The sequence below is a fragment of the Pseudomonas sp. DCA-1 genome (genome assembly GCF_046523955.1).
Classification (GTDB): Bacteria; Pseudomonadota; Gammaproteobacteria; order Pseudomonadales; family Pseudomonadaceae; genus Aquipseudomonas; species Aquipseudomonas putida_Y.
Genome location: NZ_CP169881.1, coordinates 2,993,257 through 3,016,057, shown reverse-complemented (window position 1 = coordinate 3,016,057; position 22,801 = coordinate 2,993,257). Strand labels below are relative to the sequence as shown.

21 protein-coding genes and 12 pseudogenes are annotated in these 22,801 nt (G+C 51.1%); 23 read left to right on the top strand and 10 right to left on the bottom strand.

Features of this window, described 5'->3' with window-relative positions; genetic code table 11:
• Positions 1 to 11: 11 nt before the first annotated feature.
• Both ACE4QZ_RS14270 and ACE4QZ_RS14265 read left to right on the top strand, forming a co-directional pair.
• A complete protein-coding gene (locus ACE4QZ_RS14270) occupies positions 12 to 206 on the top strand; it encodes a hypothetical protein (RefSeq protein WP_080694568.1) in 195 nt (64 codons plus the stop codon).
• 9 nt (positions 207 to 215) lie between these two features.
• Complete coding sequence (locus ACE4QZ_RS14265; protein WP_021785697.1) at positions 216 to 686, top strand: SMI1/KNR4 family protein; 471 nt, start codon at positions 216 to 218, stop codon at positions 684 to 686.
• A gap of 244 nt (positions 687 to 930) precedes the next feature.
• Here the strand turns inward: ACE4QZ_RS14265 and ACE4QZ_RS14260 are convergent.
• A pseudogene (locus ACE4QZ_RS14260) lies at positions 931 to 1,137 on the bottom strand (transposase); the annotation flags it as partial.
• Here ACE4QZ_RS14260 and ACE4QZ_RS14255 point away from each other — a divergent pair.
• Genes ACE4QZ_RS14255 through ACE4QZ_RS14245 form a run of 3 tightly spaced genes read left to right on the top strand, consistent with a single transcriptional unit; the run spans position 1,108 to position 2,527 of the window.
• Positions 1,108 to 1,491 (top strand): hypothetical protein, encoded by a 384-nt coding sequence (locus ACE4QZ_RS14255; RefSeq protein ID WP_080694520.1) that lies wholly within the window; start codon positions 1,108 to 1,110, stop codon positions 1,489 to 1,491. The pseudogene ACE4QZ_RS14260 and the gene ACE4QZ_RS14255 overlap by 30 nt on opposite strands.
• Complete coding sequence (locus ACE4QZ_RS14250) at positions 1,492 to 2,187, top strand: hypothetical protein (RefSeq protein ID WP_021785700.1); 696 nt, start codon at positions 1,492 to 1,494, stop codon at positions 2,185 to 2,187. It abuts the gene before it with no gap.
• Between the two features lie 25 nt (positions 2,188 to 2,212).
• Positions 2,213 to 2,527, top strand: coding sequence for a contractile injection system protein, VgrG/Pvc8 family (locus ACE4QZ_RS14245; protein WP_021785701.1), 315 nt, complete (start codon positions 2,213 to 2,215; stop codon positions 2,525 to 2,527).
• A 70-nt stretch (positions 2,528 to 2,597) separates the two neighbouring features.
• Here ACE4QZ_RS14245 and ACE4QZ_RS14240 read toward each other — a convergent pair.
• The 4 genes and pseudogenes from ACE4QZ_RS14240 to ACE4QZ_RS14225 form a co-directional block, all read right to left on the bottom strand.
• Positions 2,598 to 3,089 (bottom strand): annotated as a pseudogene (locus tag ACE4QZ_RS14240) (IS5 family transposase); the annotation flags it as partial.
• 48 nt (positions 3,090 to 3,137) lie between these two features.
• The gene (gene tnpC / locus ACE4QZ_RS14235; protein WP_410480084.1) at positions 3,138 to 4,694 is read right to left on the bottom strand and encodes an IS66 family transposase; all 1,557 of its coding nucleotides are present in this window, start codon (positions 4,692 to 4,694) and stop codon (positions 3,138 to 3,140) included.
• A gap of 18 nt (positions 4,695 to 4,712) precedes the next feature.
• Positions 4,713 to 5,072, bottom strand: a complete 360-nt coding sequence (gene tnpB, locus ACE4QZ_RS14230) for an IS66 family insertion sequence element accessory protein TnpB (protein ID WP_019437365.1) — start codon at positions 5,070 to 5,072, stop codon at positions 4,713 to 4,715.
• Positions 5,073 to 5,206: 134 nt separating this feature from the next.
• Positions 5,207 to 5,758 (bottom strand): annotated as a pseudogene (locus ACE4QZ_RS14225) (IS66 family transposase); the annotation flags it as partial.
• A 6-nt stretch (positions 5,759 to 5,764) separates the two neighbouring features.
• Between ACE4QZ_RS14225 and ACE4QZ_RS14220 the strand changes: the two are divergent.
• From ACE4QZ_RS14220 to ACE4QZ_RS14195, 6 genes and pseudogenes are all read left to right on the top strand, one after another.
• Positions 5,765 to 6,241, top strand: coding sequence for a TMEM199/VMA12 family vacuolar ATPase assembly factor (locus ACE4QZ_RS14220; RefSeq protein ID WP_223271158.1), 477 nt, complete (start codon positions 5,765 to 5,767; stop codon positions 6,239 to 6,241).
• A 99-nt stretch (positions 6,242 to 6,340) separates the two neighbouring features.
• Entirely contained in the window at positions 6,341 to 7,036 is a 696-nt protein-coding gene (locus ACE4QZ_RS14215; RefSeq protein ID WP_021785008.1) for a hypothetical protein, read from the top strand.
• 349 nt (positions 7,037 to 7,385) lie between these two features.
• A pseudogene (locus ACE4QZ_RS14210) lies at positions 7,386 to 8,606 on the top strand (RHS repeat domain-containing protein); the annotation flags it as partial.
• Between the two features lie 158 nt (positions 8,607 to 8,764).
• Positions 8,765 to 9,430, top strand: a complete 666-nt coding sequence (locus ACE4QZ_RS14205; RefSeq protein WP_021785012.1) for a hypothetical protein — start codon at positions 8,765 to 8,767, stop codon at positions 9,428 to 9,430.
• Between the two features lie 289 nt (positions 9,431 to 9,719).
• Positions 9,720 to 10,607, top strand: a pseudogene (locus tag ACE4QZ_RS14200) (RHS repeat domain-containing protein); the annotation flags it as partial.
• Between the two features lie 289 nt (positions 10,608 to 10,896).
• Positions 10,897 to 11,445, top strand: a complete 549-nt coding sequence (locus ACE4QZ_RS14195) for a hypothetical protein (RefSeq protein WP_021785014.1) — start codon at positions 10,897 to 10,899, stop codon at positions 11,443 to 11,445.
• A 137-nt stretch (positions 11,446 to 11,582) separates the two neighbouring features.
• Here the strand turns inward: ACE4QZ_RS14195 and ACE4QZ_RS14190 are convergent.
• Positions 11,583 to 11,978, bottom strand: a pseudogene (locus ACE4QZ_RS14190) (IS66 family transposase zinc-finger binding domain-containing protein); the annotation flags it as partial.
• Between the two features lie 217 nt (positions 11,979 to 12,195).
• Between ACE4QZ_RS14190 and ACE4QZ_RS14185 the strand changes: the two are divergent.
• The 4 genes and pseudogenes from ACE4QZ_RS14185 to ACE4QZ_RS14170 form a co-directional block, all read left to right on the top strand.
• The gene (locus ACE4QZ_RS14185; RefSeq protein ID WP_021785016.1) at positions 12,196 to 12,924 is read left to right on the top strand and encodes a hypothetical protein; all 729 of its coding nucleotides are present in this window, start codon (positions 12,196 to 12,198) and stop codon (positions 12,922 to 12,924) included.
• Positions 12,925 to 12,981: 57 nt separating this feature from the next.
• Positions 12,982 to 13,376: pseudogene (locus tag ACE4QZ_RS14180) on the top strand (type IV secretion protein Rhs); the annotation flags it as partial.
• 353 nt (positions 13,377 to 13,729) lie between these two features.
• Positions 13,730 to 14,155, top strand: a complete 426-nt coding sequence (locus tag ACE4QZ_RS14175) for a hypothetical protein (protein WP_028697105.1) — start codon at positions 13,730 to 13,732, stop codon at positions 14,153 to 14,155.
• A 76-nt stretch (positions 14,156 to 14,231) separates the two neighbouring features.
• A pseudogene (locus ACE4QZ_RS14170) lies at positions 14,232 to 14,414 on the top strand (IS5/IS1182 family transposase); the annotation flags it as partial.
• Positions 14,415 to 14,671: 257 nt separating this feature from the next.
• Here ACE4QZ_RS14170 and ACE4QZ_RS14165 read toward each other — a convergent pair.
• The 3 genes and pseudogenes from ACE4QZ_RS14165 to ACE4QZ_RS14155 form a co-directional block, all read right to left on the bottom strand.
• Positions 14,672 to 14,989: a hypothetical protein gene (locus ACE4QZ_RS14165; RefSeq protein WP_021785021.1), complete on the bottom strand. Its 318-nt coding sequence runs from the start codon at positions 14,987 to 14,989 to the stop codon at positions 14,672 to 14,674.
• An 89-nt stretch (positions 14,990 to 15,078) separates the two neighbouring features.
• Positions 15,079 to 15,375: an immunity protein Tsi6 family protein gene (locus ACE4QZ_RS14160; RefSeq protein WP_021785022.1), complete on the bottom strand. Its 297-nt coding sequence runs from the start codon at positions 15,373 to 15,375 to the stop codon at positions 15,079 to 15,081.
• Positions 15,372 to 16,430 (bottom strand): annotated as a pseudogene (locus tag ACE4QZ_RS14155) (polymorphic toxin type 46 domain-containing protein); the annotation flags it as partial. The pseudogene ACE4QZ_RS14155 and the gene ACE4QZ_RS14160, both read right to left, overlap by 4 nt.
• 442 nt (positions 16,431 to 16,872) lie before the next feature.
• Between ACE4QZ_RS14155 and ACE4QZ_RS14150 the strand changes: the two are divergent.
• The 4 genes and pseudogenes from ACE4QZ_RS14150 to ACE4QZ_RS14135 all read left to right on the top strand — a co-directional run.
• Positions 16,873 to 17,592 carry a PAAR domain-containing protein gene (locus ACE4QZ_RS14150; RefSeq protein ID WP_410480083.1) on the top strand — a complete coding sequence of 240 codons (720 nt, stop codon included), beginning with the start codon at positions 16,873 to 16,875 and terminating at the stop codon, positions 17,590 to 17,592.
• A 12-nt stretch (positions 17,593 to 17,604) separates the two neighbouring features.
• Positions 17,605 to 18,279: an SMI1/KNR4 family protein gene (locus tag ACE4QZ_RS14145; RefSeq protein WP_028696994.1), complete on the top strand. Its 675-nt coding sequence runs from the start codon at positions 17,605 to 17,607 to the stop codon at positions 18,277 to 18,279.
• A 189-nt stretch (positions 18,280 to 18,468) separates the two neighbouring features.
• Complete coding sequence (locus ACE4QZ_RS14140) at positions 18,469 to 19,203, top strand: hypothetical protein (protein ID WP_050439905.1); 735 nt, start codon at positions 18,469 to 18,471, stop codon at positions 19,201 to 19,203.
• Positions 19,204 to 19,326: 123 nt separating this feature from the next.
• Positions 19,327 to 19,708 (top strand): annotated as a pseudogene (locus tag ACE4QZ_RS14135) (phage late control D family protein); the annotation flags it as partial.
• Here the strand turns inward: ACE4QZ_RS14135 and ACE4QZ_RS14130 are convergent.
• Positions 19,694 to 19,891 (bottom strand): annotated as a pseudogene (locus ACE4QZ_RS14130) (transposase); the annotation flags it as partial. The pseudogenes ACE4QZ_RS14135 and ACE4QZ_RS14130 sit on opposite strands and share 15 nt — an antisense overlap.
• Before the next feature lie 317 nt (positions 19,892 to 20,208).
• Between ACE4QZ_RS14130 and ACE4QZ_RS14125 the strand changes: the two are divergent.
• From ACE4QZ_RS14125 to ACE4QZ_RS14110, 4 genes and pseudogenes are all read left to right on the top strand, one after another.
• Positions 20,209 to 20,937: pseudogene (locus ACE4QZ_RS14125) on the top strand (type VI secretion system Vgr family protein); the annotation flags it as partial.
• Positions 20,938 to 21,011: 74 nt separating this feature from the next.
• Positions 21,012 to 21,494, top strand: coding sequence for a hypothetical protein (locus tag ACE4QZ_RS14120; protein WP_021785030.1), 483 nt, complete (start codon positions 21,012 to 21,014; stop codon positions 21,492 to 21,494).
• A 232-nt stretch (positions 21,495 to 21,726) separates the two neighbouring features.
• On the top strand, positions 21,727 to 21,897 hold the full coding sequence (locus ACE4QZ_RS14115; RefSeq protein ID WP_021785031.1) for a hypothetical protein: 171 nt from the start codon (positions 21,727 to 21,729) through the stop codon (positions 21,895 to 21,897).
• A 182-nt stretch (positions 21,898 to 22,079) separates the two neighbouring features.
• Positions 22,080 to 22,682 (top strand): suppressor of fused domain protein, encoded by a 603-nt coding sequence (locus ACE4QZ_RS14110; RefSeq protein ID WP_050439906.1) that lies wholly within the window; start codon positions 22,080 to 22,082, stop codon positions 22,680 to 22,682.
• The last annotated feature ends 119 nt before the right edge of the window (positions 22,683 to 22,801 follow it).

Below are 22,801 nucleotides of genomic sequence, written 5' to 3'. Positions count from 1 at the left end.
AACGTGGTCCGATGGCTGAGGTTCTAAGCAGTTTCCATTCTAAGCATGAAAGGGTGGTGCACATATATTCTAACCAGTGGGAGAAAAGTTGGGTAGGAAGTGATGGATTAAGACGTCTTTTTAACAGCGCGCCGCCAAGCATGAATCGCGGTCCATTCAATACTTGGAAGAAATTTTATTGGAAAGCCAGAGCCTTGGATTTTTGAGGATATAAAATGAGCTATATAGATATTATAGAATCTGAAATCAACGCCAGCGGGGAAGAGCCTGCATGCGCAGGGGGGGCATCGGATGAAGCGATAGCAGGCTTTGAGAAAGCTCTTGGTGTTAATTTCCCATTATCATATAAATTGTTTTTGAAGAAATATGGTGCGCTGTCGTTTGCGGGTGATACTTACTATGGTATAACCAAGAGCGGTATTGGTGCAACGTCTGTTCCTAATGTGGTTTTTGCCACAAAAAGTGCTAGAGCTGATGGCGATGCAAATGAGTCGATGATTGTAGTGAAAGCTTCTGGCTATGGTCCGATTTATTCCATAGATGTCTCGACTCTCGGAGGTGCTGGAGAGCCGGTCATAGTTGAAACTCAGCTTTCGTTCAAGCGAACCAAGGAAAAAAATGTAATTTATCAAAGTTTTGAGGAGTTTTTTATTGGCTCGATAAGGCAAGCGATTAGGGAGCTTTGAGTTGTAGTGAATTCATTGTGGCTTTTTGTTGGTGTATGTTGGTTGAAAGTTGTTGAATAAGTGGTATGTAATTGTATCGTTGTGCAATTTTTATGAGTTGGGGCAAGGTTTGCTATCTTAGGGCTTAGGGAAACTCCGAACAAGTTGCTCATCAGTCGAAAATGGGCGGCTTAGGGATGCCGAAAAGCCCGATTTTCAGTCGCTGATTATTGGATAACCAAGGCAAAGCCTTGGTTATCTGGACTCACGGCCGCACCTCTCCCGCAACAGGCAATAATTGCCGGCGCACCATCCACAGACTCGACAGGGCAAACAGCGTGGTCAGTTGCGCCGTGTTCTTGGCCAAGCCGCGAAAACGAGTCTTTACATAGCCGAACTGGCGTTTGATCACCCGGAACGGGTGCTCCACCTTCGCACGCACTTGCGCCTTGGCCTTTTCGATCTTTCGTTCGTTGCTGGCCGTTCACCAGCTGAACCGGACGCAGATTTGGCGGCCAGGTACAGCAGCCGTGGCGTAGTTAAAGTACTGACGGGGGCCGGCGGCGCATTGGCGTCCGGCACCCAGGCTTACCTAGATGCGACGGAGGCAAAAAGCATCTCGGAGTTCTTCCAGAAGTCAGCTTACACCCAGCCGACCAATGCATTGGCCTTTGGTGTCGGTGTATTGGTCGGCGGGCTGACAGGGCCGGCTATAGTCGTGATTGCCTTGTCTTTGGGTGCGGGTTTGGCAGTTCAGTTTGTCATGAGTGACGATTTTTCGGGGATGGGCACTACCCTGGGTAATTTCTTGAAGGGGAAGGATTAAATGTTTAACACAGAACGTTTTTTTAAAAAAATCTGGTCGGTGTGGCTGCTGGTCGTGATATTGGCCCTGATGATGACCGGAGTGGCGCCGCCATTCATGGCGGTGCCGGCGATCCTGATCATTATCGTTATGACGCTGTGGTGCATCAATTGTGCTTACCGCAGTGAGCACTTTCTAAGTTTCGCGAATTTGCGCATGTTCTTCAATATGTCAGTTGCACCAATGTTCGCATCGCTGCTGACACTGGGTGTTACCTACAAAAAAATGAAGTTGGGAGCGGCAACTTCTTTGATGTTAGGGCTCGCGCCCGTCGTGCTGGTGTTGTTGACCTATGCAATGGCTTATTACTGGCGCAGTAAAAGTGATATTCTCCATTTTAAAGGGCAGCGCGTGGAATCCATCGAGCCGCCCCGGAAAGTTCAGTGGTGGCAGGCGGGTTTGGCGGCGGGCTTGAGCAGCGTGATCTATCCGCTGATGAAAAGCCATGACGTGCCGGCCACCGGGTTGATCTACTTCTTTGCGCTAATGTCCGTGTTCATGGTGTTTTACAATCGTGAAAAGATCAGTGCACTCAGAGATCTGAAAGTGCGCGAAGCGAAGGAAAACCGTCAATACACGTTCATGGATATTGAAACTATTCAGAGCATGCGTGCTGCCTCGTGGTTGGGCAGGCTTTTCGCCGTACGGGCGCGCTGATGTTCACCGTTACAGGGAGTAAATTATGCTAACTGACGTTCTTTCCATGCTCGCGCCGCAAAACAGGCGATTGTTCAAGCTGAATACCCTGACACAAACAGCCAACGATGAGTTTTTGCTTGAGCACTTTTCCGGCACTGAAGAGCTTTCCAAGCTCTATGAATTCGATCTGGCCTTGCTCAGCCAACAGAGCGATGTAAAGCTCAAGTCACTGATTGGCAGCCAGGCCACGGTAGAAATCGAGTTATCCAACGGCTCTTTCCGCCACATTAACGGTTATGTTCAGCGGTTTAGGGGAACTCCGAACAAGTTGCTCATCAGTCGAAAATGGGCGGCTTAGGGATGCCGAAAAGCCCGATTTTCAGTCGCTGATTATTGGATAACCAAGGCAAAGCCTTGGTTATCTGGACTCACGGGCGCACCTCTCCCGCAGCAGGCAATAATTGCCGGCGCACCATCCACAGACTCGACAGGGCAAACAGCGTGGTCAGTTGCGCCGTGTTCTTGGCCAAGCCGCGAAAACGAGTCTTTACATAGCCGAACTGGCGTTTGATCACCCGGAACGGGTGCTCCACCTTCGCACGCACTTGCGCCTTGGCCTTTTCGATCTCGCGCTTGGCTTGGTAGAGCACGCTGCGTTTGCTCAACTGCTTGTAGGTGCTGCGGCGGGCAGCGACCTGCCATATCACCTGCCGTCCCTCGTGTTCTGGCCGCTTTTCCAAGCCTGTGTAACCCGCATCCGCACACACGACATTCTCTTCGCCATGCAATAGCTGAGCGACCTCCGTCACGTCAGCTACGTTCGCGGCGGTACCATGAACGTGATGCACCAGACCCGATTCAGCATCCGCGCCGATGTGGGCCTTCATGCCGAAATAGTACTGGTTGCCCTTCTTCGTTTGTAAGAGTGCGATCCATGAACCCCACCTTCTAAAAGATAGGGCCTCAGCTTACCGTGGTATCTCTGGCGAGCAGTTCCATGGCAGCAAGGCTTCGTAGTCTGAGACCGACGACGCATACGGCAGGCGCTCAAGTACGTGGCGCAGCCACGTATAGGGCTCCTGGCCGTTGACCTTGGCGGTCTCGACCAAGCTGTATATCTGCGCACTTGCCGTGGCGCCCTTGGGCGTGTCACTGAACAGCCAAGCCTTGCGCCCAATGACAAACGGTTTTATCGCACGCTCTGCCAGGTTGTTGTCGATTGGCAAATGGCCCGCTTCGACATACCGTTCCAGGCGGCTCCAGTTGTTTGCCAGGTAATGCACCGCCTTGCCCAATACGCTTTGCGGCGTCACCTGGGCGTACGTCTTGTCCAGCCAGCTTTTCAGCTGACCGAGGATCGGTAAGCTTCTTTCCTGGCGACCGATGAACCGCTGTTCGTCGCTGACCTCCTTGAGGTCGCGCTCGATGTCATACAGCTTATTGATCATCGTCAGCGCCACATCGGCTCGTCCGGTCTTACCCTTGGGCTGCACCTTTTGTGCTTCGACGAACTTGCGGCGCGCGTGAACCATGCATGCCAGTCGCTCGATACCGGGCTGCAACGCCAAAGCGTTGTAACCCGCATAATCGTCGGTCATCACATAGCCGCGATAGCCTTGCAGCAGACGCAATGGTACTTCCTGCGCACGGCTGGTGGTGTAGTCGAACAGCACAACTTGTCGATCAGGCGGGCCACTGGCTTGCACCCACATCCAGGATTGGCTGGTCGGGTCTCGATCCGGTTCTTTCAACACCTGGACGCGAGTCTCATCGCAATGAATCACCGGACTTTCCAGCAGCCGATCACGCATCAGGTTCAACAGCGGCTGGAAGTATTTACTGCACTGGATCACCCAACGCGCCAGGGTTTGTCGTGGAACCTCGATGCCGTGGCGGGACAGCACACTTTCAAACCTGTGTAGCGGCAAGCCATCGACGTACTTGGTCGTCAGCAGCATGGCCAGCACGCTTGGGCTGGCCATGCTTTTTTCGATTAACTGGGCGGGCTTGTCAGCAGTGACAGGAGCAGTCTCGCAACCACGGCAGCCATAGATCTTGCGCACGTGTTTGAGTACGCGGATCTGCATCGGCACGATATCGAGCTGCTCGCTGGTTTCTTCGCCGATGACATGCTTACGGCAACCGCAGGCGCAGGTCAGTTCGTGTTCGGGCAACTCATGGATAACTTCGATACGTGGCAGATTAGCCGCCAGTGGCTTGCGCTTGCCACGGCGCTTGACCGGGACAACGACTTCTTCATCGGCATCATCGACTACAGCCAGCAGAGGGTCATTTTCCGCTTCATCGAACATGGCCAGTTGCGGCGTTTTGGGATCGACGGTTTGCTCGGACTTGCGGCCAAAGAAATGGTCACGCCATAACTTGATTTGTTCTTTCAGATCGTCAATTTGGACGATGTGGGCCTGATTGACTTCCTGCTCGCGCAAACGGGCAGCATAGCTCTCAAGCAATAATTGCTTGAGCAGGGCAGGATCGTCTGGGAGATTGTCGGGCACGGAAATCATGCCGCGGATTATACCGGGTCAGGCGACGTAGCGCGGAGTCAAAACCTGATGAGGACGGTTGCGCCAAAGGTCGAAACCGTCGAGCAGCCAATTGAGTTCTTGGACGGTCAGGACAATCGCTTCGTCGCTGGGCTCAGGCGACATTTTGAAGCGCTCGGCTTCCAGGCGCTTGAGCCAGAGGCAGAAGCCGTTGCGCTCCCAGTACAACACTTTGATCCGATTACGCGCCTTGTTGAGGAAGACGAAGAGCACGGGGTCGAACACGGCGACTTTGATATCCAGTTCTACCAAGGCAGTAAGGCCGTCGATGGACTTTCGAAAGTCCACAGGCTTGGGGTAGAGGTAGACTTTTTCGACTTTGCTGTCGGGGCGCATCATGCAGGGCTGGCTCCAGAAGGAAATCGGGAGCACAGCATCGGGCATCAGGTAAGCGCTTTGAATGTGGGGTTCATGGAGCACTTACGTTTGTAAGCGCTCCATAAACCCCACCTAACCAAAGATGGGCAGCGCACCTAGCTGTGTATGTGAGGTGTGCAATTCCATGGCAGTAGCGCTTCGTAGTCTTCGACTGAGCACGCCTGCGGCAGGCGTTCCAGTGCGTGGCGCAGCCACGCATAGGGTTCTTGGCTGTTGGCTTTGGCCGTTTCTACCATGCTGTAAAGTTGTGCGCTGGCAGTGGCACCTTTGGGCGTGTCACTGAACAACCAGTTCTTTCTCCCGATGACAAACGGGCGGATCGCACGCTCAGCCGCGTTGTTGTCCATCGGCAAGTAGCCGTACTCGACGTAGCGTTCCAATTTGCTCCAGTTGCTGGCCAAGTAACCGATGGCCTTGCCCAAGGCATTCTGCGTCGTGACCTGAGGTTGCGTTTTCTCTACCCAGTTTTTCAGCTGAGTCAGCAATGGCAGGCTGCGCTTCATGCGGGCAACCTTACGATCTTCGTCGTCACTGTCCTTCAAGTCGCGCTCGGCGCCATAGAGCTTATTGATCAGGTTCAATGCGATGTCAGCGCGTCCTGTTTTGCCCTTGGGTTGTACTTTCTGCGCTTCGACGAACTTGCGGCGCAGCTGATGGCGTTTGGTGGGGCTCTGTTAGGAGGTGGCCTAGGCGCGAAAGGCGGAAAAGCATTTGACGCCCGATATGAGATCCGGTCTCATGGTTTCGGTTCTAACCTCGGGAATATTAAAGTTGTTAGACGGGCTGCACCTCCACCTACACCTAAGAAAGGAATATCTCCACAGCTTTGCCAGAAGTTGCGAGCGAAGACGCCCAGCAAAGAAATCCAGGCGATGGTGAATAAGGATGTTGTATTACCCATGAAGGATCCAGCGCTGCCGGGGCTGGAAGTTACAAAGCCGCTGCATGCTGATCATATCGTCCCGATGAAGACGATTACAGAAATGAAAAGATTTGATAAATTGACATTTGAACAGCAAGGCGAGATATTGAATTACAAGCCTAGTTTTCATGGGTTGAGTGAGACTGCTAATACCTCGCGCGGCGCTAAAACTTACTCAGAATGGGCTCAGTATAAAAAGGTGGAGTAGATGTTGTTCCTGGTTTCAGAAGTAGTATGATGGGGCGAGCGATGAAATTGGAAGTTGAGTTGCGAGAAATGATATCTGGTGTTTTGTAGGAGAAATTAAATGATTACTCTTGATAATATTTTGCAAGATCTCAGTGTTGAGTTTTCTGGTCGTAAGTTGTGCTTTGATCTCAAAGACATCCCTCAAGATGTCGTCTTGCCCGCTAGTTGGGAGGGTTTCGGGCTTGGTCTTGATCTTGCGCCTGTATATCCTGAAGGTTGGGATTCATTTTTAAATGAGTTTCCAACAACGCTCGCGCTGTTCAAGGACTGCCTGCTGGGCACCGTATTATTGATAGATGCTGAGATTGAAATGGTGTATGTCTTTCATGATGGCACCAGTTTCTACTATTATGTAGGGGGGAGGCCTGTGGAAAGGGCTGAGGCTGAGGAATTCAAGCACCTTCCCAGTAGGCTTCAAGATTTTTATCGTGAAGTGCATGATGGGTACACTTTCTTTCCAGCGCGCTCAATGGGGCCGCAATGCCTTAGTGACCAGTCACGTGTTTCCGACTTAGTTGATGAGGAGGACGACTCTTTTGCTGATAAGTGGATTACGGTATTCTCGAATGGCGCCGGAGACTATGTCGCGGTAGAAGCCGACAAGCAAGATGATACGGAAGGCTTGATATGGTGGCATGAAGATCCTGTGACTCCAGAAATGGGGATTGATATTTTTGAAATTATGGATGCATGGATGGCGATATTCCTAGAGGATACTAAGTCTCGTAATGAGTTGATGGTTAAATTTCATTGATTATTGTTAATTATGGCGATGCTGAGGTGTTGATTGGACTACTGGCTTCGCCCCGTTTTCAATGTGCTGTGATTTTTCTTGCTTGCCGAAGCCAGAGTTGACATTGGCTACGGCTCGAACAGAGAGTACCGTAAGGCCGCAGTCTGTTCGCGCGCGCCACCATGGGTCGCTTGATTATCAAGCTCAATCTGGAAACCCATTAGCAATTCACCTACGACGATGGCTTCGTGCTGTTGTTTTGAAATAAGGTTTAATTGGTTCGTTTTCTGTGTGGTTTTGTTTTTTAAAAATTAGTAGTGTGTAATCGCTTGGGGAGAGCTATCATTTTCTTGCAAGTTCTTAGTTTTTACGTCATCTGACTAACTTAACTAATGCGCTGAACAAGACCACCACGCTGGCGCGCAAGCCCGACGGCGAAGTGCAGCGCATCAGCCACCCGGACGGCACCACGGAAACCTTTACCTACAACGTCTACGGTCAGGTGCTCAGCCACACCGACGGCAAGGGCCAGACCACTCGCCTGATGCGCACGGCCCGAGCGCCATACGCTGTTCGAGCGTGATGCCATTGGTCGCCTGATCACCAAACTGAATAGCGACGCACAACAGCGATTCACCTATGACGACGGTGACCGTTTGCTGAGCATCGAGCGGCTACCGACCGGGATCGGCAAGCAGCTTGGGATCACGGAAGAAAAGATTGAATACACCTACGACCTGCTCGGCCGTCTGACCCAAGAAATCACCCCTGACAGCACGCTCGGCTACGAGTACGACCCACTCAGCAACCTGACCACGCTGACCCTGCCGGATGGGCGCAAGGTCAATCGCCTGTACTACGGCAGCGGCCACCTGCACCAGCTGAACCTGGATGGTCAGGTGATCAGCGACATGGAGCGCGATGACCTGCACCGTGAGGTGTACCGGACCCAGGGCAAGCTCACCAGTTGCTTCAGTTATGACGCCATGGGGCGCAAGGGCTGGCAGAAGCCAACGGCCAGTTGCGCAGCCGCGATACCGGTTCGCTGATCGGGAGCGAGGAATTCCGCTACGACCCGTGGGGAAACCTGATCGAGAAGCGCTCGGGGCACAGCAAGCTGCAGAGCTTTAGCTATGACTGCGAGAACCGGCTGGTGCGGGCGGAGACGGTGGTCGATGGCAAGTTGGAAAGCCGAGGCGAGTGCCGGTACGACAGTCTTGGGCGGCGGGTGGCCAAGCAGGCGGAAATCAACGGCGAACTCGAACAGAAGCGCTTCCTCTGGCACGGGCTGAGGATGCTGCGTGAGGAGACGCCTGCGAAGAGCATCTTGTACCTGTACGAGCCGGGTAGCTATGCGCCGTTGGCGCGGGCTGATCAGGTTGAAGGGGAAGGTCAGAAGGTCTATTACTTCCATACGGACCAGATTGGTACGCCGCTGGAGCTGACGGACAGTGACGGCAAAATCGTTTGGCAGGCGACATATCGTTCGTGGGGAGCGTTAGAGCAACTGGTTATCGGTGAGGTCGAGCAGAACCTTCGGTACCAGGGCCAGTACTTGGATGAAGAATCGACTTTGCACTACAATATCTGACACCAATGGAGGTAATAAGATTAATTCGTACGACCATGAGAGGGAAATGAGATCCGCAACTCGCCAGCAGTACTTTGAAAATAGCTTCAATGAAAAACATCAACTCTCGGTAGAAAAAATTAATGTCGAGCTCCATAGCCTGCTGAGGAGTTTTAACGATGGGGTGGTGGAATGCACCGAACCAAACTGAATTGATTATTGGCGATATTCCCTTGGATCGGATTGGGAATCTTTTGGAGGAGCTGCAGGAAATATATCTCGAATCTTTGGGGCGGCGGCCGACGATTGATGAGTTACAGTATATGATTGAATTGTCTCTCAAAATTAATGGTCCCGGCTTGTTTCACGAACTGCAAATCAGTTCAGCTAATCATGAGGATTTTCTAGTGCGCAAAGATAAAGCTGTCAAGTACTCTGCAGGTGATGTTGTTGCATTCAAGATTGATGAGAAGTTATATGGGTTTGCGAGGCTGATAAAGAAGATTGAATTAGGTTATGTATCTGAAATTTACTCTGAAACAGCTGCTTCGCCCAGCGAAGGTCTATCTGTGATAAATAAAATAAAAAAATTCCCGGCCATATTGGATACTTTTTCGTTATTGGAAATGGGGGAGGGGGAGTGGTGTGTAGTTGGTAATGCGAAAGGGGAAAATGATGAGAAAGTGGAACGGCTGAGATTTGTGTTCGGAACTGCTCCATATGACTTGAAAAGCATAGATGTTAATGAGAATGAGCAAAAAATATCGGAAGACGATTCTACAGGGTTGCCTCCATACGAGCAGATGGGAGATGAAGACGTCAAGGAGCTCTTTGAAGACGATTGATATTTGAAAAGTAGTATTGATGCGTGCGTAGTGATTATAGTGTTTTTTTGCTTGCTTGGCATATGCGGGTGAATATAGGGTGCATGAATTTTAAGTTTTAGTTTCTGTTGTGTTGATGCATCTGGCGCTTATTTTTAGATGCGGGAATAGTGATTTTTTGGCAGGGGCTTTTGGTTCCCAGCGAGCGATCTTTAACATCATTGAAGCAGAAGCGGGTGCCGACTTTGTTCATTCGCTTTTTAAAGGGATGCTTCGCTTCTCGGGCGAAATCGACAGCCGCTAGTGTTTCCACAACGTCTACGGTCAGGTACTCAGCCACACCGATGGCAAGGACCAGACCAACCGCCTGATGCGCACGGCCCGTGGCCTGCCGAGCAGCCGCCAGGATGCCAAGGGCCAGCGGGTTCGCTACGAGTACGACAAGGCCATTCGCCTGACCGCGCTGGTCAACGAAAACAACGCCACGTACAGCTTTGCCTACGACGTGTCGGACCGGCAGAGCGAAGAAGTGCGGGTGGATAACCTGACCCGGCGTTTCAGCTACAACGTCGGTGGCCATCTCACACGACTGGATGAGCTACGCGGCGAGATCAAATACGAATACGAAGCCAACGGCCAGTTGCGCAGTCGTGAGACCGGCTCGCTGATCGGCAGCGAGGAGTTCCGCTACGACCCGTGGGGCAACCTGATCGAGAAGCGCTCGAAGCACAGCAAGCTGCAGCACTTCGCCTATGACTGTGAGAACCGGCTGGTTAAAGCTGAAACGTATGTCGGTGACAGACTGGAGAGCACCGGGCAGTACCGGTATGACAGCCTGGGACGGCGGGTGGCCAAGGGGCTGAAATCAATGGTGAGGTCGAGCAGAAGCGCTTTCTCTGGCAAGGCATTGAGAATGCTGCGCGAGGAGACGCCTGGGCAGAGCATCCTGTACCAGTGCGAGCCGGGTCGCTATGCGCCGTTGGCGCGGGTTGATCAGGTTGAAGGGGAAGGGCAGAAGGTCTATTACTTCCGTACGGATCAGATTGGCACGCTGTTGGAGCTGACGGACAGTGACGGGAAGATCGTTTGGCAGGCGACGTACCGTTCTTGGGGTGAGATAGAGCTACTGAAGATCAATCAAGTTGAGCAGAATTTACGATTTCAGGGACAGTACTTAGACTCGGAAACCGCCCTCCATCAGGGGCGCGGCACTCAGCGGAAGATGTATTACGGTATAGGTATCATAATACATCTGGGTCCGATCAGGCCCCTAAACCGATATTTTTTGGCGACGGCCAAGCTGGCAAAAATATTGACAGGGGGCTCGAGCAGCGAGTTTTTTAAGATCGCGGTGGGCTTGCGGAAACCTCGAGCTTACTAAGCCCAGTCGGAGCCAAAAATCCCAATGCGGCCACCTATCTCGCAGCTGCAGATGAATATAAAGTGAAAGCCAGCGCGGCTAAAGTTATTAAAACAGGAGCTTATGGATGTTGAAAAGAGTGAGGTGGGTTGAGAATTCGGTTTTGGTCGTGAAGTTAGATGATGCTCTCTTTACCTTGGCCCAAATGAGAGTTAATGGGTTGATGGAGTTTTTTGATGTTTTTAGCGATAATGATGATTGGCGAGGTTGTGATCTGAATATTGCTGACTTGCTGTTTTGTATTTTTGTTGCAGAGAAGCGGCTAAAGTCTTTGTTTGTGAGGGTTCTCGAAGAAGGCGAGGTGGTAGTAAATCACCGCCCCATTCCTAGGCAAATGCTTTCTTTTGAATGGGTTGCCGAGGATACTTATACTGCTGACCTTATCGAGTTAACTGACCGATACTCGAGCGTTGGGGCACGGGTGATTAAATCAAATCTTTCTGTTGACGCTGATTTGGATGTTATCAATTCGCATGATTTTTGTGGTGTCTTTGGTGGGCCGGATAAGCTCAAAAATAGACTTAAATTTTTTCATGATGCAGGCGTTAATTGGGATGAGCAAAAAAAATTCATATACCCAAGCTTGGAGCGGCCTGAAAATTTCCCCGTGACTTAGTAAGCCCTATATCGGCAGATTGGATTCGAATATGGAAATCCCTGATATTTTTTTGAGCCGATTGCAGTTTTCAGAAGATGGTGCGTATTGCTTAGCTGACTTATCACCTATGTTGAATCGATTGGTGGCTGATTTGATTGAGGCGCCTCGTTACCATGTCGGCTCAGCACCGTCTCGAAGCGGTGCACTGGCAGACTATCGACGTGCTTGGTGGTCTGCAACATGGCCAGCACTCTGGGGCTGACCATGCTCTTTTCGATCTATTTGGCCGGCATGTCAGCGATGACTGGAGCGGTTTCGCAACCACGGCAGCCATAGACTTTGCGCACGTGTTTGAGCACACGAATCTGCATCGGCACGATATCGCGTTGTTCGCTGGTTTTCTCGCCAATCACGTGGTTGCGGCAACCACAGGCGCAAGTCAGCTCGTGCTCGGGCAAGTCATGAATGACTTCAATGTGTGGCAGGTCAGCCGACAGTGGTATGCGTTTGCCACGCTGCTTGGATGGCGTTACGACTTCTTCTTCGGCATCAAGTCGGCGAGGATGATCTCGGTATAACTATCGAGCATAATAAGTCGATGGTTTGATATTGGGGTGGGCAGGGGGAATTCAAATGGGGCTGTAAGAAATGGTTTTTGTAATAATATGAGTCTAAATTACACTCGGCTGAACAATTCAGAGGGTGCTAAGATGGGCGCTTCTAGGATTGGGTGTCGGCAAGATTTTGGGCCGAATTACGTATAGGGTGATGAATTATATGATATCGAAAAGTGACTTGCTTGAAGAGTACGACAGTGTAAAAGTACTTGCTGGAGATATATATTTTTTTCAAGACAAAATGCGGGATTATACCTATAATTATTGGTTGAGGTCTTCCGGGCTTCAAGATTTGATTGTGGTTTGTCAGGATGAGCTAGTCGATCAGCTAGCGATTGATGTTATAAGCTCCGTCTCGTCAAATTTAAATTTATTCGCCCCAACGGTATTTGAGCTCAAGGGCGTTACAGCGACCTTCACGCACGTAATGGTGGTTCCGCCCATCTACCATGGCTATTTGAAAGACGTGGAAGGTGTCGATAGAAAAAATCTTTTTTTATGTCTGCCAATTTATAGATGTGAGTTTTCTGGTTGCGAGTCAGTAGATGATTTTAGGGAGTTGCGTTTGCACTATATTCCGGTCCTGAACTGGCACAGGGAAAAGCATCCTAAAATGCGCGTCTATTTTGATAATCCCAGGACGGGCGGTGGGACTGACGAGGCTGGCGCCTATTTTCAGTGGTCAACCCTGCTTAGAGAGATTGGTAATATCAATGGCGTTTCAGACGGATTTATTGAGCTTACAAACTGGTCCGGACAAGTCGTAGAGGTTATTTCTTCTAGTGCAGATGTGTATGTTTTGATAAAGGATCGGCGGGACGAGCAGGTACTTTCGCTGGATGATCTAATTTTTAAGATTAGAGCTTTCGTGTTTGCCTGATTGTATTTTCTGTATCTGTTGATCTTAAGTCTACAGGGGGCCACGAACAAATTTCGCGAGCGCTATCAGGACTGCTCGGGCAAGAGCACGTACTACCGCTATGGCGAGCGCCAGCACTTGGTCTCGGTAACGGACGCGCTGAACCAGACCACCACGCTGGAGCGCAAGCCCGACGGTGAAGTGCTGCGCATCACCCGGATGGCGCCACGGAAACCTTCAGCTACAACGTCTACGGTCAGGTGCTCAGCCACACCGACGGCAAGGGCCAGACCACCCGCCTGATACGCACGGCCCGTGGCCTGCCGAGCAGCCGCCAGGATGCCAAGGGCCAGCGGGTTCGCTACGAGTACGACAAGGCCATTCGCCTGACCGCGCTGGTCAACGAAAACAAGGCCACGTGCAACTTTGCCTACGACGCTTCGGATCGGCTGAGCGAAGAAGTGCGGGTGGAATTGGACGATTTATTTCTCATGACCCCATAAGCTTGCTGGGTGGTGATAATTTATACATTTTCGCACCTAGTACCACTGGATGGATTGATCCTTGGGGGCTAAGCTGTCGGCCAGAGTATCTGGGCAGAACGCCGGGCAAATTTAACAGGACCGGCCGAAAGCTAATTGGAATGATAGAGGTGGATTCTTTGGAGCTAAGTCTAAGGAGGTTATGAAGTGGATGCTGGATCCGAAGAACTATGATCTAGAGCATTATTCGTACAACAGGTCGGCAGGTGCAAAATTGAATCAGTTTTACCGGTCGCCAGATAATATTGTTGGTCCGCACGAAAGTTTTCAGTATTAAGGTGCTTATGAAAGATCTGTCGGAAGTGAACTTGCAGCTGTCTCAAAGAATAGTAGTGGTTGTGGAGTCTGGAAATGAATTACAAGAGAAAGGAGATTATCAGGCTGCTTTAGAAAAGTACAAAGAATCGTGGAGTATGCTTCCTGACCCAAAAGAGCAGTTGGATCTTTCCCATTGGATCGAAAAATGCAATTCCGAGGTCTATTTAAAGCAGCAAGATTATGAAAGTGCGAAGATATGGGCGCTCAAGGCGATTGAGTCGAAACCACCTCGAGAAACGTCCAGTTTTATTATTCTTGGTGCATGTTTTCTCGGGTTGGGTGAGGAGAGACATGCATTTGACGAAATGAAAAAAGCTTTCGAAATGGGCGGCGAGAGAGCATTCAAGGGATTTGATAAAAAGTATCTCGCCTTCTGGTTGAAGGCCATATGATCCTGCAACTGCTGAGTTAGAAGTTTTGGATGGGGATGAGAAAACGCTGACGATTCAAGTGCAGCAAACTAACTGCAAAGCTCGGACACGTGCCAAGGTCGAGCATCCGGTTCGGGGGATCAAGCGCCATTTCGGTTTCGTGAAAGTGCGTTTTTGTGGGCTGATGAAAAACACGGCTCAGTTGACCACACTGTTCGCCGTGTCGAACCTGAGGATGGCTGGAAAACAGCTGATGGGTATGGGTGAACTGCGCGCTTAAAAGGGAAATCTGGGCGAAAAGCCTCTGAAAACATGACGCATTGAGCGCTTTTTCGATAGATAGCTCTGCGTGATGGGGAAATATCAACTTACCGCCCCGCACGGCAAGTTGATCGGCGCTTCCTTAGATGCGCTTTGTTTCTGCATGTTGATTATGTGCTTTCTGGTCAAGACGCTTAGATTAGGCACAATTGGCGCTCTGTGTCTGATTGATCAAATGGATTGAACTCATGAAAAGATGGCAAGGCTGCCCGCCCATCATCCCTGGGAGGGTTTCTCCCCCATGCGCGCCTTGAGCTTGTGCAGGGTAGGGGACTCGCCCCCGGACAGCTCGATACGAAACTCGGCGAAGGCGTGCTCGAGATCGGCATACTGCTGCAGCCCTTCTTCGGTGAACAGATAGCTTCCGGGGATGTCACGCCATTCCATCGGGGTGCGGATCCGCTGCTGCTTTGCCGCGTTCAACAAGAGCGTCAGTTCTACACTCAACTTCATGGCGGCCGGGTCGTGTGACTTCAGCCGGTCAATGATGACACGCAGCGCTATCGATTTTTGCCGGAGTGCGTAAATGTCCATCGTGGCTCAGCCTGCTGGGTGTAGGGTTTATAGCTTTCGTCAGTGACTGCGCTCGATGTTCAGTGGCGGGCCTGATCGAACGTCGGCAATCAATCGGGCAGTTGAATTTTGAGGCCACGAGCCGACTGGATGGCTACGTAATAGGCGTCTTTCAGTGCTCTGGCCAACTCGGGGTCATTTTCTTCGAATTCTTTCGAGGCAATGGCACCGATACTGAGTTGGTGGAGTTTCGATTTATCTTGCTCACGCCCTTCGAACACGGCTTTCACATAGTCAAGTTGGTTTAGTAGCATCCCATAAATGGGGTAAGCGGGACAGGCCTTGTTCCGCTGCGCGGTCATGTCGATAGCCTTCTGTACATAGCCGAGGGGGGTTGTGGGTTTCATAATGCACCTGGTGTTATCAGTTTGAAGAGCTCGCGTTGGCCAGAGGTGATCTGCCGAGCACCGCCAATGGCGTTATAGGGTGGGGAAGGAACGGACCAGGTATCCAGCACCGGTGCCGAGGTGCTCCTCAGCAGCGTGACCTTCTCAGTGCTCTGGTAGACGTTCCCGATCTTGAGCACGATGTTTTCCGTTTTGTAGATCTGGCCAAGCGGGTTGATCCCCAGTTGCCCTGGCACCACGTCAGGGGTAGGAGAGTACCACATGCCTTGCCGGCCGCCGGGCACCTGGAATTGCCAAAGTGTCTTGCTCCGGTTGACTGTTTCCGTGAAGACTGGTTGAGTGAAGTCCAAGCCGTTCATGTAGCTTCGTAGTCGGCAGGCTTAGAGCCCTGTGACTTGAAGAAGTTTACAGCAGTTTCCTGGTTGCCTCGTATGTTGATGTCCTGTGCCAAGTTACCCGTTCGAGCGAACTTCTTGTTCAGGTACTCCCTACGGGAAACTTCCATTAAGCCTGGCTTATCCGGTGCCTGAGCAATGGGTGGTCGATCGGGTAGTGGTCGCAATGGCTCCGGTTGCGCTTTTGCACGAGAGATCGGTGTGGCCTCTTTGGGCTGCAACTCCGGCTGCGCCAACAGCTTCTGCTCATTCTTCGCCAACCAGGCCGCCAGCTGCTTGTTGGAGATCTCGGCCTGCAGCCGAGCGCTCCGGGCGGCAACGCTTTCCATGCTGCTCATGACGCCGCCTTCAGCTGCCCCCGAGTAAGGTAGGTGACGATGGCTGTCAGTAACAGCAGCACCAACTGCTCCTGCCCGCGAGCAAGCTGGCGTGCAGCGCGCTCGACACGCTCCTGGGCCTGCGCCGCGGAACCGCCGCTCGGGTCCAGGCCAGCGGGCTTGAGGCCATCCTCGGCGAACCAGGCCTTGCTGAAGGGTCGACAGGCCGGCAGGACCTGATAAAAATACTCGGCGATGGCGGACAGCCCAGGCCCATGAGGATCAGGTTGCCGACCTGCAGGCCAATGCCGGCGCCAAAGGCGAACGCCCCGGCCACAGTCCCAAAGGCATGACGGCGGAGGAGCGTAGTGCTTTCGATACGTTGGTTGAAAGTCTTCAACTGCGCTATCTGCCCGCGAACGAGGGGATGCTGAACAGGCCGAATCAGCATGACTGCGGCTGCTGCGAGATTAGATGATCCAATCGAGCACTCCAGCGCTTTAGGTAGATTGCTTGCTGGCTTAGCAATTGGTGCAGGCGCGGCACTCATAGGTATTGCCGTTATCGGGACCGGCGGGCTTGCGGCTGTAGCGCTAGCCGCGATGGTTGGCGCGGGAGCAGCTACCGGCGCTGGATCGGTCAACTGATTGGTAGCCTATCTTTCGCTTGTAGTGAAACAGGGTAAATACGATCAGGCTCAAGTAACGTTTATATAAATGGAAGCCTGCTGCGAGGGCTCATCTGGATAATGCCGAGTATTCGGATCATCCAGGGGGGCTAAGATATTGGCCCAGGGTAGTGACTCGGTTTATATCAATGGTCAGCCTGCGGATCGAGTCGGTGACCGGACAGTTTGTGATGCAAAAATAAGTACTGGCTCCCCCAATGTGTGTATAGAAGGGGGAACAGCGACGACTGATGCAATTGCCCCGGAAGTTCCTGTTTGGCTTGAGCGTTCGGTGATGGCGTTGGGGCTGGCTAGCGCTTTTGCACTGGCAAGTCCAGTGTTGGTGATGGCGGGGTTGGCAGGTGGTATTGCGGGGCATTGGGCTGGCGGTGAGCTATTTGGTGAAGGCTCTGATGGCCAGAAACTGATGGCATTTGGTGGTGCTCTACTTGGGGGCGGTATTGGGGCCAAAGGTGGGAAAGCTTTCGATGCGCGATATGAGTTTAAGTCTCAGAGATTTGGCTCTAACCTTGATAACGTCAAGCTTGTAAAAAAACCGGTTCTCCTTGTTCCCATGAAGAAAATTACAGAAATGGAGATCTTTTCCCGGTTGACTTTCGAGGGTCAAGTAAAGGTGCTAAAGTACGAGCCGAACCTCCAAGGGTTGAGTGAAGTGGCAAATACGTCAAAAGGAGCAAAGTCTTTCACTGAGTGGGAGCTGTACAAGAAGGGGGGTATTTCTGTTGGTCCGGCGTTTCGTTCTGCCATGATAGATAAGGCCGCTAAATTGGAGCCGGAATTACAGCAGTATATCAATGGTTTGCTTTTGGGGTATTGAGGTGATATGAAGATGAATTGGTCTGATTCTTTAAGGCTGCGTATTACAGGCGAGCTAAAGGGTTATGATGTGTATTTTTCAGCTGACGATGTTCCTCTTGAAGTAGACTTTCCCAAGCAGTGGCTTGGGTTTGGTTTTCTCGATAGTGAAAAAAAACATATTCCTGTGGAGTGGGCTGATTTTTCTGAGTTTTTGCCTTGGGTAAGCGCGTGGCTCGACAAATGTGTGTTAGGAACTGTTTTGGCAGTGAGTGATAGGCCGTATCTCATGTATGTATATGGCGAGGGTGGTGATTTGTATTTCTATATGGGGGGGGCTCCGCTAGGCGTTGAAGGGTCAGATCTCGATAGTTATCCCTGCCTTCCTGCGAGCTTCAGGCAGTTCTATTCAAGGTTGCATAATGGCTTTGGGTTCTATATTGGTTGTACTATGGGGCCATCAAGGTTGGAAGATTTTGTTCCAATCAAGGATTTGTGCGATGAAGATTATCCGACGCTTCCTGATATGCTAGGAGTTTTTTCTAGCGGTGCTGGTGATTATTTGGCTTTAGGTGATGACCCATTCAAAGACGAGGCTTTTATCTGGTGGCATGAAAAGCCAGAAAGTCCCACAGAAGGAATCGATTTATGGAATGTGATGGACTCATGGATGTCAATTTTTTTGGAGAACTCTGACTCTAACGAGTGATGTTAGGTATGAATGTTTGCGATAAGATTGAATATAGGCAGTGCATGCCGTAAGCCAGCGAGCCCAGGGGAAGTGGCTTTGCGCGAAACTTTCAGGCTAGGTGATGATTCGAAGACTATTTCTCGACTAGCAGTTTTCAGTCGATTTCGTTTTTGCGACCTGATCGCCAGAGGGCATGAGGGCGAGACGATGAGTGAGGTTGGTATGTTCTCTAAAGGTGACTTATTGCAGTCCTTTGCTTGCGTGGATGAATACGCCGGTTGCTATTTTTTTCAGCACAAGCTTCCCAAAGTAGTTTATGAATATTGTTTGAAAAGTGCAGATAGGAGAGACCTGCTGGTTATATCTGAGGGCGTAAGTGACAGGGAGTTTTCTTTGGTGGTTGTTGAGCAGGCGCCTGAGTCCTTGAGCCAGGATAAGAGTATAATATTTGATATTGCTCCGAATAAGTATGAGTTTACTCATGTGTTGGTTGTGCCCAATAGTTATCACGGCAGCTTGAAAGGACGGCTGGAGGCTAAACGAGAGAACTTGCATCTTTGTATTCCTATACATCGGTGTGAGTTTTCGGGAGGCGAATCTGAGGGTGAATTTAAAGAAATGATTCAGCGTATGATTCCTGTCTTTCGTTGGAGTAGGAAGGTTTGTCCTAAAATTAAAGTGTATTTTGATAATCCAGGGACTGAAACCGGCACCGATGAGGCTGGCGTGTTGATGAAGTATCCTACACTATTATCGGAGATAGAGAATCTCGGTGGTGTGATTAATGGATTTATTGAGATTACAAACTATAAGGGCGAAGTGGTGGAAGTCCTGTCTCCAAAAAAAGAGGTGTTTACTCTAGTTCGTAACCGGAAAGATGAAGAAGTACTCACGTATTCTCAATTGGTCGAGGCTTTGAACGGTTTTGTTTTTGCTGGATGATGGGGTTTACTAGGCAGAAGTTACTGGGATTGGCGGTCTTTAAAATGCAAATTTTAGGTGACGACCGCTGGCTTTGAGGCGGTCGGATGTTTTACTTTCTATTTTAACACTGGCCCTGGCGAGATTGCCGAAGACTCCGGCGTACCGCTGAAGTCGATGCCGGGCCAGCACGTCAGTATCCGAATCGAGCTGGCCGAAGGTGGCGCTCAGTACATAACCGGCTACCTCACACGCTTTGCCAGCATCGGCAGCGACGGCGGCATGGCACGCTATTCCGCTAACCTCAACCCGTGGTTCTCGATGCTGAAGAACCGCGTCGACACGCGGATCTTCTAGGGCAACACGGTCGAGGAAGTGGTTACCGAGGTGTTCGCCCTGTGCCCGGCGTTCTCTCGTCACGAGTTCCGCCTGACCCGCCCTCAGAAGCGCTACACCTACGTCACTCCAGTACCGTGAAACCGACTTCAACTTCGTCCAGCGCCAGCTGGAGGAGCTTGCGAAGTTCGGCCTGCTGTTCGTCGTCTTGCTGACGCTGCTCTTGGGGCTTGCTGTAGACCTTGATCCAGGCGTAGAGGCTGTGCACGGACATGCCCAAGCGCTGGGCGACATCGGCGACAGGTTTACCTTTCTCGGTCACTTGCTTGACCGCTTCGATCTTTAATTCTTCGGGGTAACGCTGACGACTCATGGCACCTCCTATTTGGGCCTCATTATGAGGCTTGGAGGTGTCTATGAAACCAGGGGCGATTCAGGTTGATCCCCAGCAGCGTGTTGACAGGGTAGTTTTTGCCGGTGTTTCCTTTGGGCAGTTCTGCCTGCCCGGCATTCGGGAATGTGAACCAGGTCGCATCAAGTTCGATGCATGGTGGCACTTTTCCTGGAGCAGGCAGTCGCATGATCCCGTACAGCTTGCGCGACACGCGCGTCTGCAGGATACGCCCGCACCATCAGAGTTGTAGCTGAGCACCGCGTTAGCGTGCTGGCCGTGTTTTCAAGGAGATTCGCATGATCATGGACCTCGCCTCCGCGCTGCTGTCGCCGCAGAACCGCCTGTTCAAGGTCCACAACCTGGCCAATCCCGAGCAGCAACTGCTGCTAGAAACCTTCAAGGGCGTCGAGGGCCTGTCGCGGGCGTTCAACTACGAACTGCTGCTGGTCTGCGAAGACTCCGGCGTACCACTCAAATCCATGATGGGGCAGCACGTCAGCATCGAAATCGAGTTGTCCGAAGGCGACCCGCGCTACATCACCGGTTACCTCACACGCATCGCCAGCGACGGCGGCATGGCGCGCTACACCGCTACCCTCGACCCGTGGTTCTCGATGCTCGAGAACCGCTTCGACACGCGGATCTTCCAGGGCAACACGGTCGAGGAGGTGGTCACCGAAGTATTCGCCCTGTGCCCGGCGTTCTTCTGTCATGAGTTCCGCCTGACCCGCCCGCAGAAGCGCTATACCTACATCACCCAGTACCGCGAGACCGACTTCAACTTCGTCCAGCGACTGCTGGAGGAAGAGGGGATGTTCTACTACTTCGAGCACACCGCCGAAGGCCACACCATGATCATCTGCGATGACTCCAGCACGCTGGTGGATATCCCCGAGCAGCCGCAAATCCGCTTCCACAGCGCCTCGGTCACCGAGACCGCCGACTCCATCACCCAGGGGAGCGGCAACCGCCAACTGCAGTCCGGCAAGATGGCTACGCAGACCTTCGATTACCGCCAGCCCAGCATGGGAACATGAGGCTGTCGACCAGTTTAGGCATGTAGGGTCTGACTTGATTAGAGTAATTAAAGGAGTTGATTATGGTAATCACTAGCGGTTCATTGGCGGCGAATCTGGTTGGGTCGTCTGCTTATAGGGAGTTACTTGCGGAGCTAGTCGACGCTACAGGTATTGAGGTTGAGCCGGAATATGAAGAAGTATTCGCTCGTCTCGACTCTGCTAAGATTGTCAAGGCAAAGGTTGATATTGATGACTTGATGTCCATCTTGACAAATAAAATGGATCTTATAAAGCAGTATTCTCTTTCTAAGTTTCAAGCACTTTCAGATGAAGAGGATGAGGAAGAGTATCCCGTTGGTGCAGAGCCTTCTGGCGACGAAAGAAGTAAAACTCTTTCGATTGAGAAATATTCACAAGGTTTTTTGTTGACCAATCTTATTGAGTTTTCATTGGCGATGTCTGGTCGTGAATGTCTGCTGGTATATATTAAGTTGTGTAGAATCCCACATGCCAAAAAATATACTGATCAAATAATCAAGTTGACAGGTCTTGGGTGGCGCTGACTGTCGCTATGGTTGGTTTTGTTTGAATTCGCTAATGTTGTATTTTTGCGGGCGCCCGTAGCTCTTTAATAACATGTTAGGTAATATTTCGGGGCGAAAGCCCCGATGTCTCTATAAATCGTCAATTCAGAAATTGCGTCATTCATAGGAAGGGCGCCACCTCTTTGGCAGCACTGCCACAGGACTGCACCGAAGGTAGCCACTACCGCTGGGAAACCCTCAGCGGCACACGTTGTTCGAGCGCGATGCCATTGGCCGTTTGGTCGCCAAGATCAACAGCAATGCAACGCAGACATTTGCTTATGACGATGGCGACCGGTTGTTGAGTATCGAGCGGCAACCAACCGGGACTGGCAAGCAGCTCGGGATCACGGAAGAAAAGCTCGAGTACACTAATGAATAAAAGCGAACCTTGGGATATGGGCCATGAGCCAGGTTACGTGCATTGAAACATGTTAGAATCACCGAAGAACGAGGCCTTCCCAGGAAAGAGTTTCTTGACGAGTTCAATCAAGGCAGTCACTATGGGCAAGAGTTCCCTTTTTTTGGGGGGGAATTAAATCTGAACTCTATTTTGGTCCATACATGACTATTCCGAGCGAGCAGTGTAAGGCAGTAGCTAGGCACGCCCTGAAAATTTTTGGGGGCGAACTTAAGGTTCAAGCTTATTATGATGATTCTAAAAGTATTTCGGTAGATTTGCTTACTACGCTTGACTCTTTGCATGTGGGTGTTAAGTCTATAGGTACGATAGGGCTGTCAGAAGTTCCACTATTTAGAAGCAGTGGCGAGGAATTTCCTACTCGTATAGAGCTCTGTGCCGGGGCGTTGACTGAAGAGGTTTTCTGGGAAAATGCTTTGGCTTCTGCTGCTTTTTCCATTATAAAACTTCAAGGCTCGGTAATGCCAGGGGATGTGATCGTTGATGTTTTCAATGATTATATTAAATCGCCAAAAATGCCTCATGTTTATTTGACGGTCCCTTTTATGTGGAACGATGCTTACTTTCCGCAGCTTGAATTTGCTTCGCTTAAAGTGAATTGGTTGCAGTGTGTCGCCATTTATGAAGAAGAGCGTGCCTTCGTCGAAAAGTTCGGCGGAGATGCATTCGATGATTTATTGTCGGATCAAGAAATAAATACGCTTGATTATGATCGGTTGCCTGTTAATTTGACCCGATTTAAATGATTTTAAGCAGCGTAAGACTAGTAAGCTTGCTATGCGAGATATTGACTTCGACGCCTGGCATCAGCCGGGAAATCGGCATGCTTGGCCGCGCGCTTTACGAGTAGGGCAACATTGTTGGC

Excerpts from the sequence above, each read along its gene's own strand:
- ACE4QZ_RS14220 (WP_223271158.1), top strand. The coding sequence starts at position 5,765 with ATGGCGTTTGGTGGGGCTCTGTTAGGAGGTGGCCTAGGCGCGAAAGGC.
- tnpB (WP_019437365.1), bottom strand. The coding sequence starts at position 5,072 with ATGATGCGCCCCGACAGCAAAGTCGAAAAAGTCTACCTCTACCCCAAG.
- ACE4QZ_RS14120 (WP_021785030.1), top strand. The coding sequence starts at position 21,012 with ATGGTAATCACTAGCGGTTCATTGGCGGCGAATCTGGTTGGGTCGTCT.
- ACE4QZ_RS14175 (WP_028697105.1), top strand. The coding sequence starts at position 13,730 with ATGAAAGATCTGTCGGAAGTGAACTTGCAGCTGTCTCAAAGAATAGTA.
- ACE4QZ_RS14250 (WP_021785700.1), top strand. The coding sequence starts at position 1,492 with ATGTTTAACACAGAACGTTTTTTTAAAAAAATCTGGTCGGTGTGGCTG.
- ACE4QZ_RS14270 (WP_080694568.1), top strand. The coding sequence starts at position 12 with ATGGCTGAGGTTCTAAGCAGTTTCCATTCTAAGCATGAAAGGGTGGTG.
- tnpC (WP_410480084.1), bottom strand. The coding sequence starts at position 4,694 with ATGATTTCCGTGCCCGACAATCTCCCAGACGATCCTGCCCTGCTCAAG.
- ACE4QZ_RS14245 (WP_021785701.1), top strand. The coding sequence starts at position 2,213 with ATGCTAACTGACGTTCTTTCCATGCTCGCGCCGCAAAACAGGCGATTG.
- ACE4QZ_RS14160 (WP_021785022.1), bottom strand. The coding sequence starts at position 15,375 with ATGAAACCCACAACCCCCCTCGGCTATGTACAGAAGGCTATCGACATG.
- ACE4QZ_RS14165 (WP_021785021.1), bottom strand. The coding sequence starts at position 14,989 with ATGGACATTTACGCACTCCGGCAAAAATCGATAGCGCTGCGTGTCATC.
- ACE4QZ_RS14215 (WP_021785008.1), top strand. The coding sequence starts at position 6,341 with ATGATTACTCTTGATAATATTTTGCAAGATCTCAGTGTTGAGTTTTCT.
- ACE4QZ_RS14145 (WP_028696994.1), top strand. The coding sequence starts at position 17,605 with ATGAATTGGTCTGATTCTTTAAGGCTGCGTATTACAGGCGAGCTAAAG.
- ACE4QZ_RS14110 (WP_050439906.1), top strand. The coding sequence starts at position 22,080 with ATGACTATTCCGAGCGAGCAGTGTAAGGCAGTAGCTAGGCACGCCCTG.
- ACE4QZ_RS14195 (WP_021785014.1), top strand. The coding sequence starts at position 10,897 with ATGTTGAAAAGAGTGAGGTGGGTTGAGAATTCGGTTTTGGTCGTGAAG.
- ACE4QZ_RS14205 (WP_021785012.1), top strand. The coding sequence starts at position 8,765 with ATGGGGTGGTGGAATGCACCGAACCAAACTGAATTGATTATTGGCGAT.
- ACE4QZ_RS14185 (WP_021785016.1), top strand. The coding sequence starts at position 12,196 with ATGAATTATATGATATCGAAAAGTGACTTGCTTGAAGAGTACGACAGT.
- ACE4QZ_RS14140 (WP_050439905.1), top strand. The coding sequence starts at position 18,469 with ATGAGTGAGGTTGGTATGTTCTCTAAAGGTGACTTATTGCAGTCCTTT.
- ACE4QZ_RS14265 (WP_021785697.1), top strand. The coding sequence starts at position 216 with ATGAGCTATATAGATATTATAGAATCTGAAATCAACGCCAGCGGGGAA.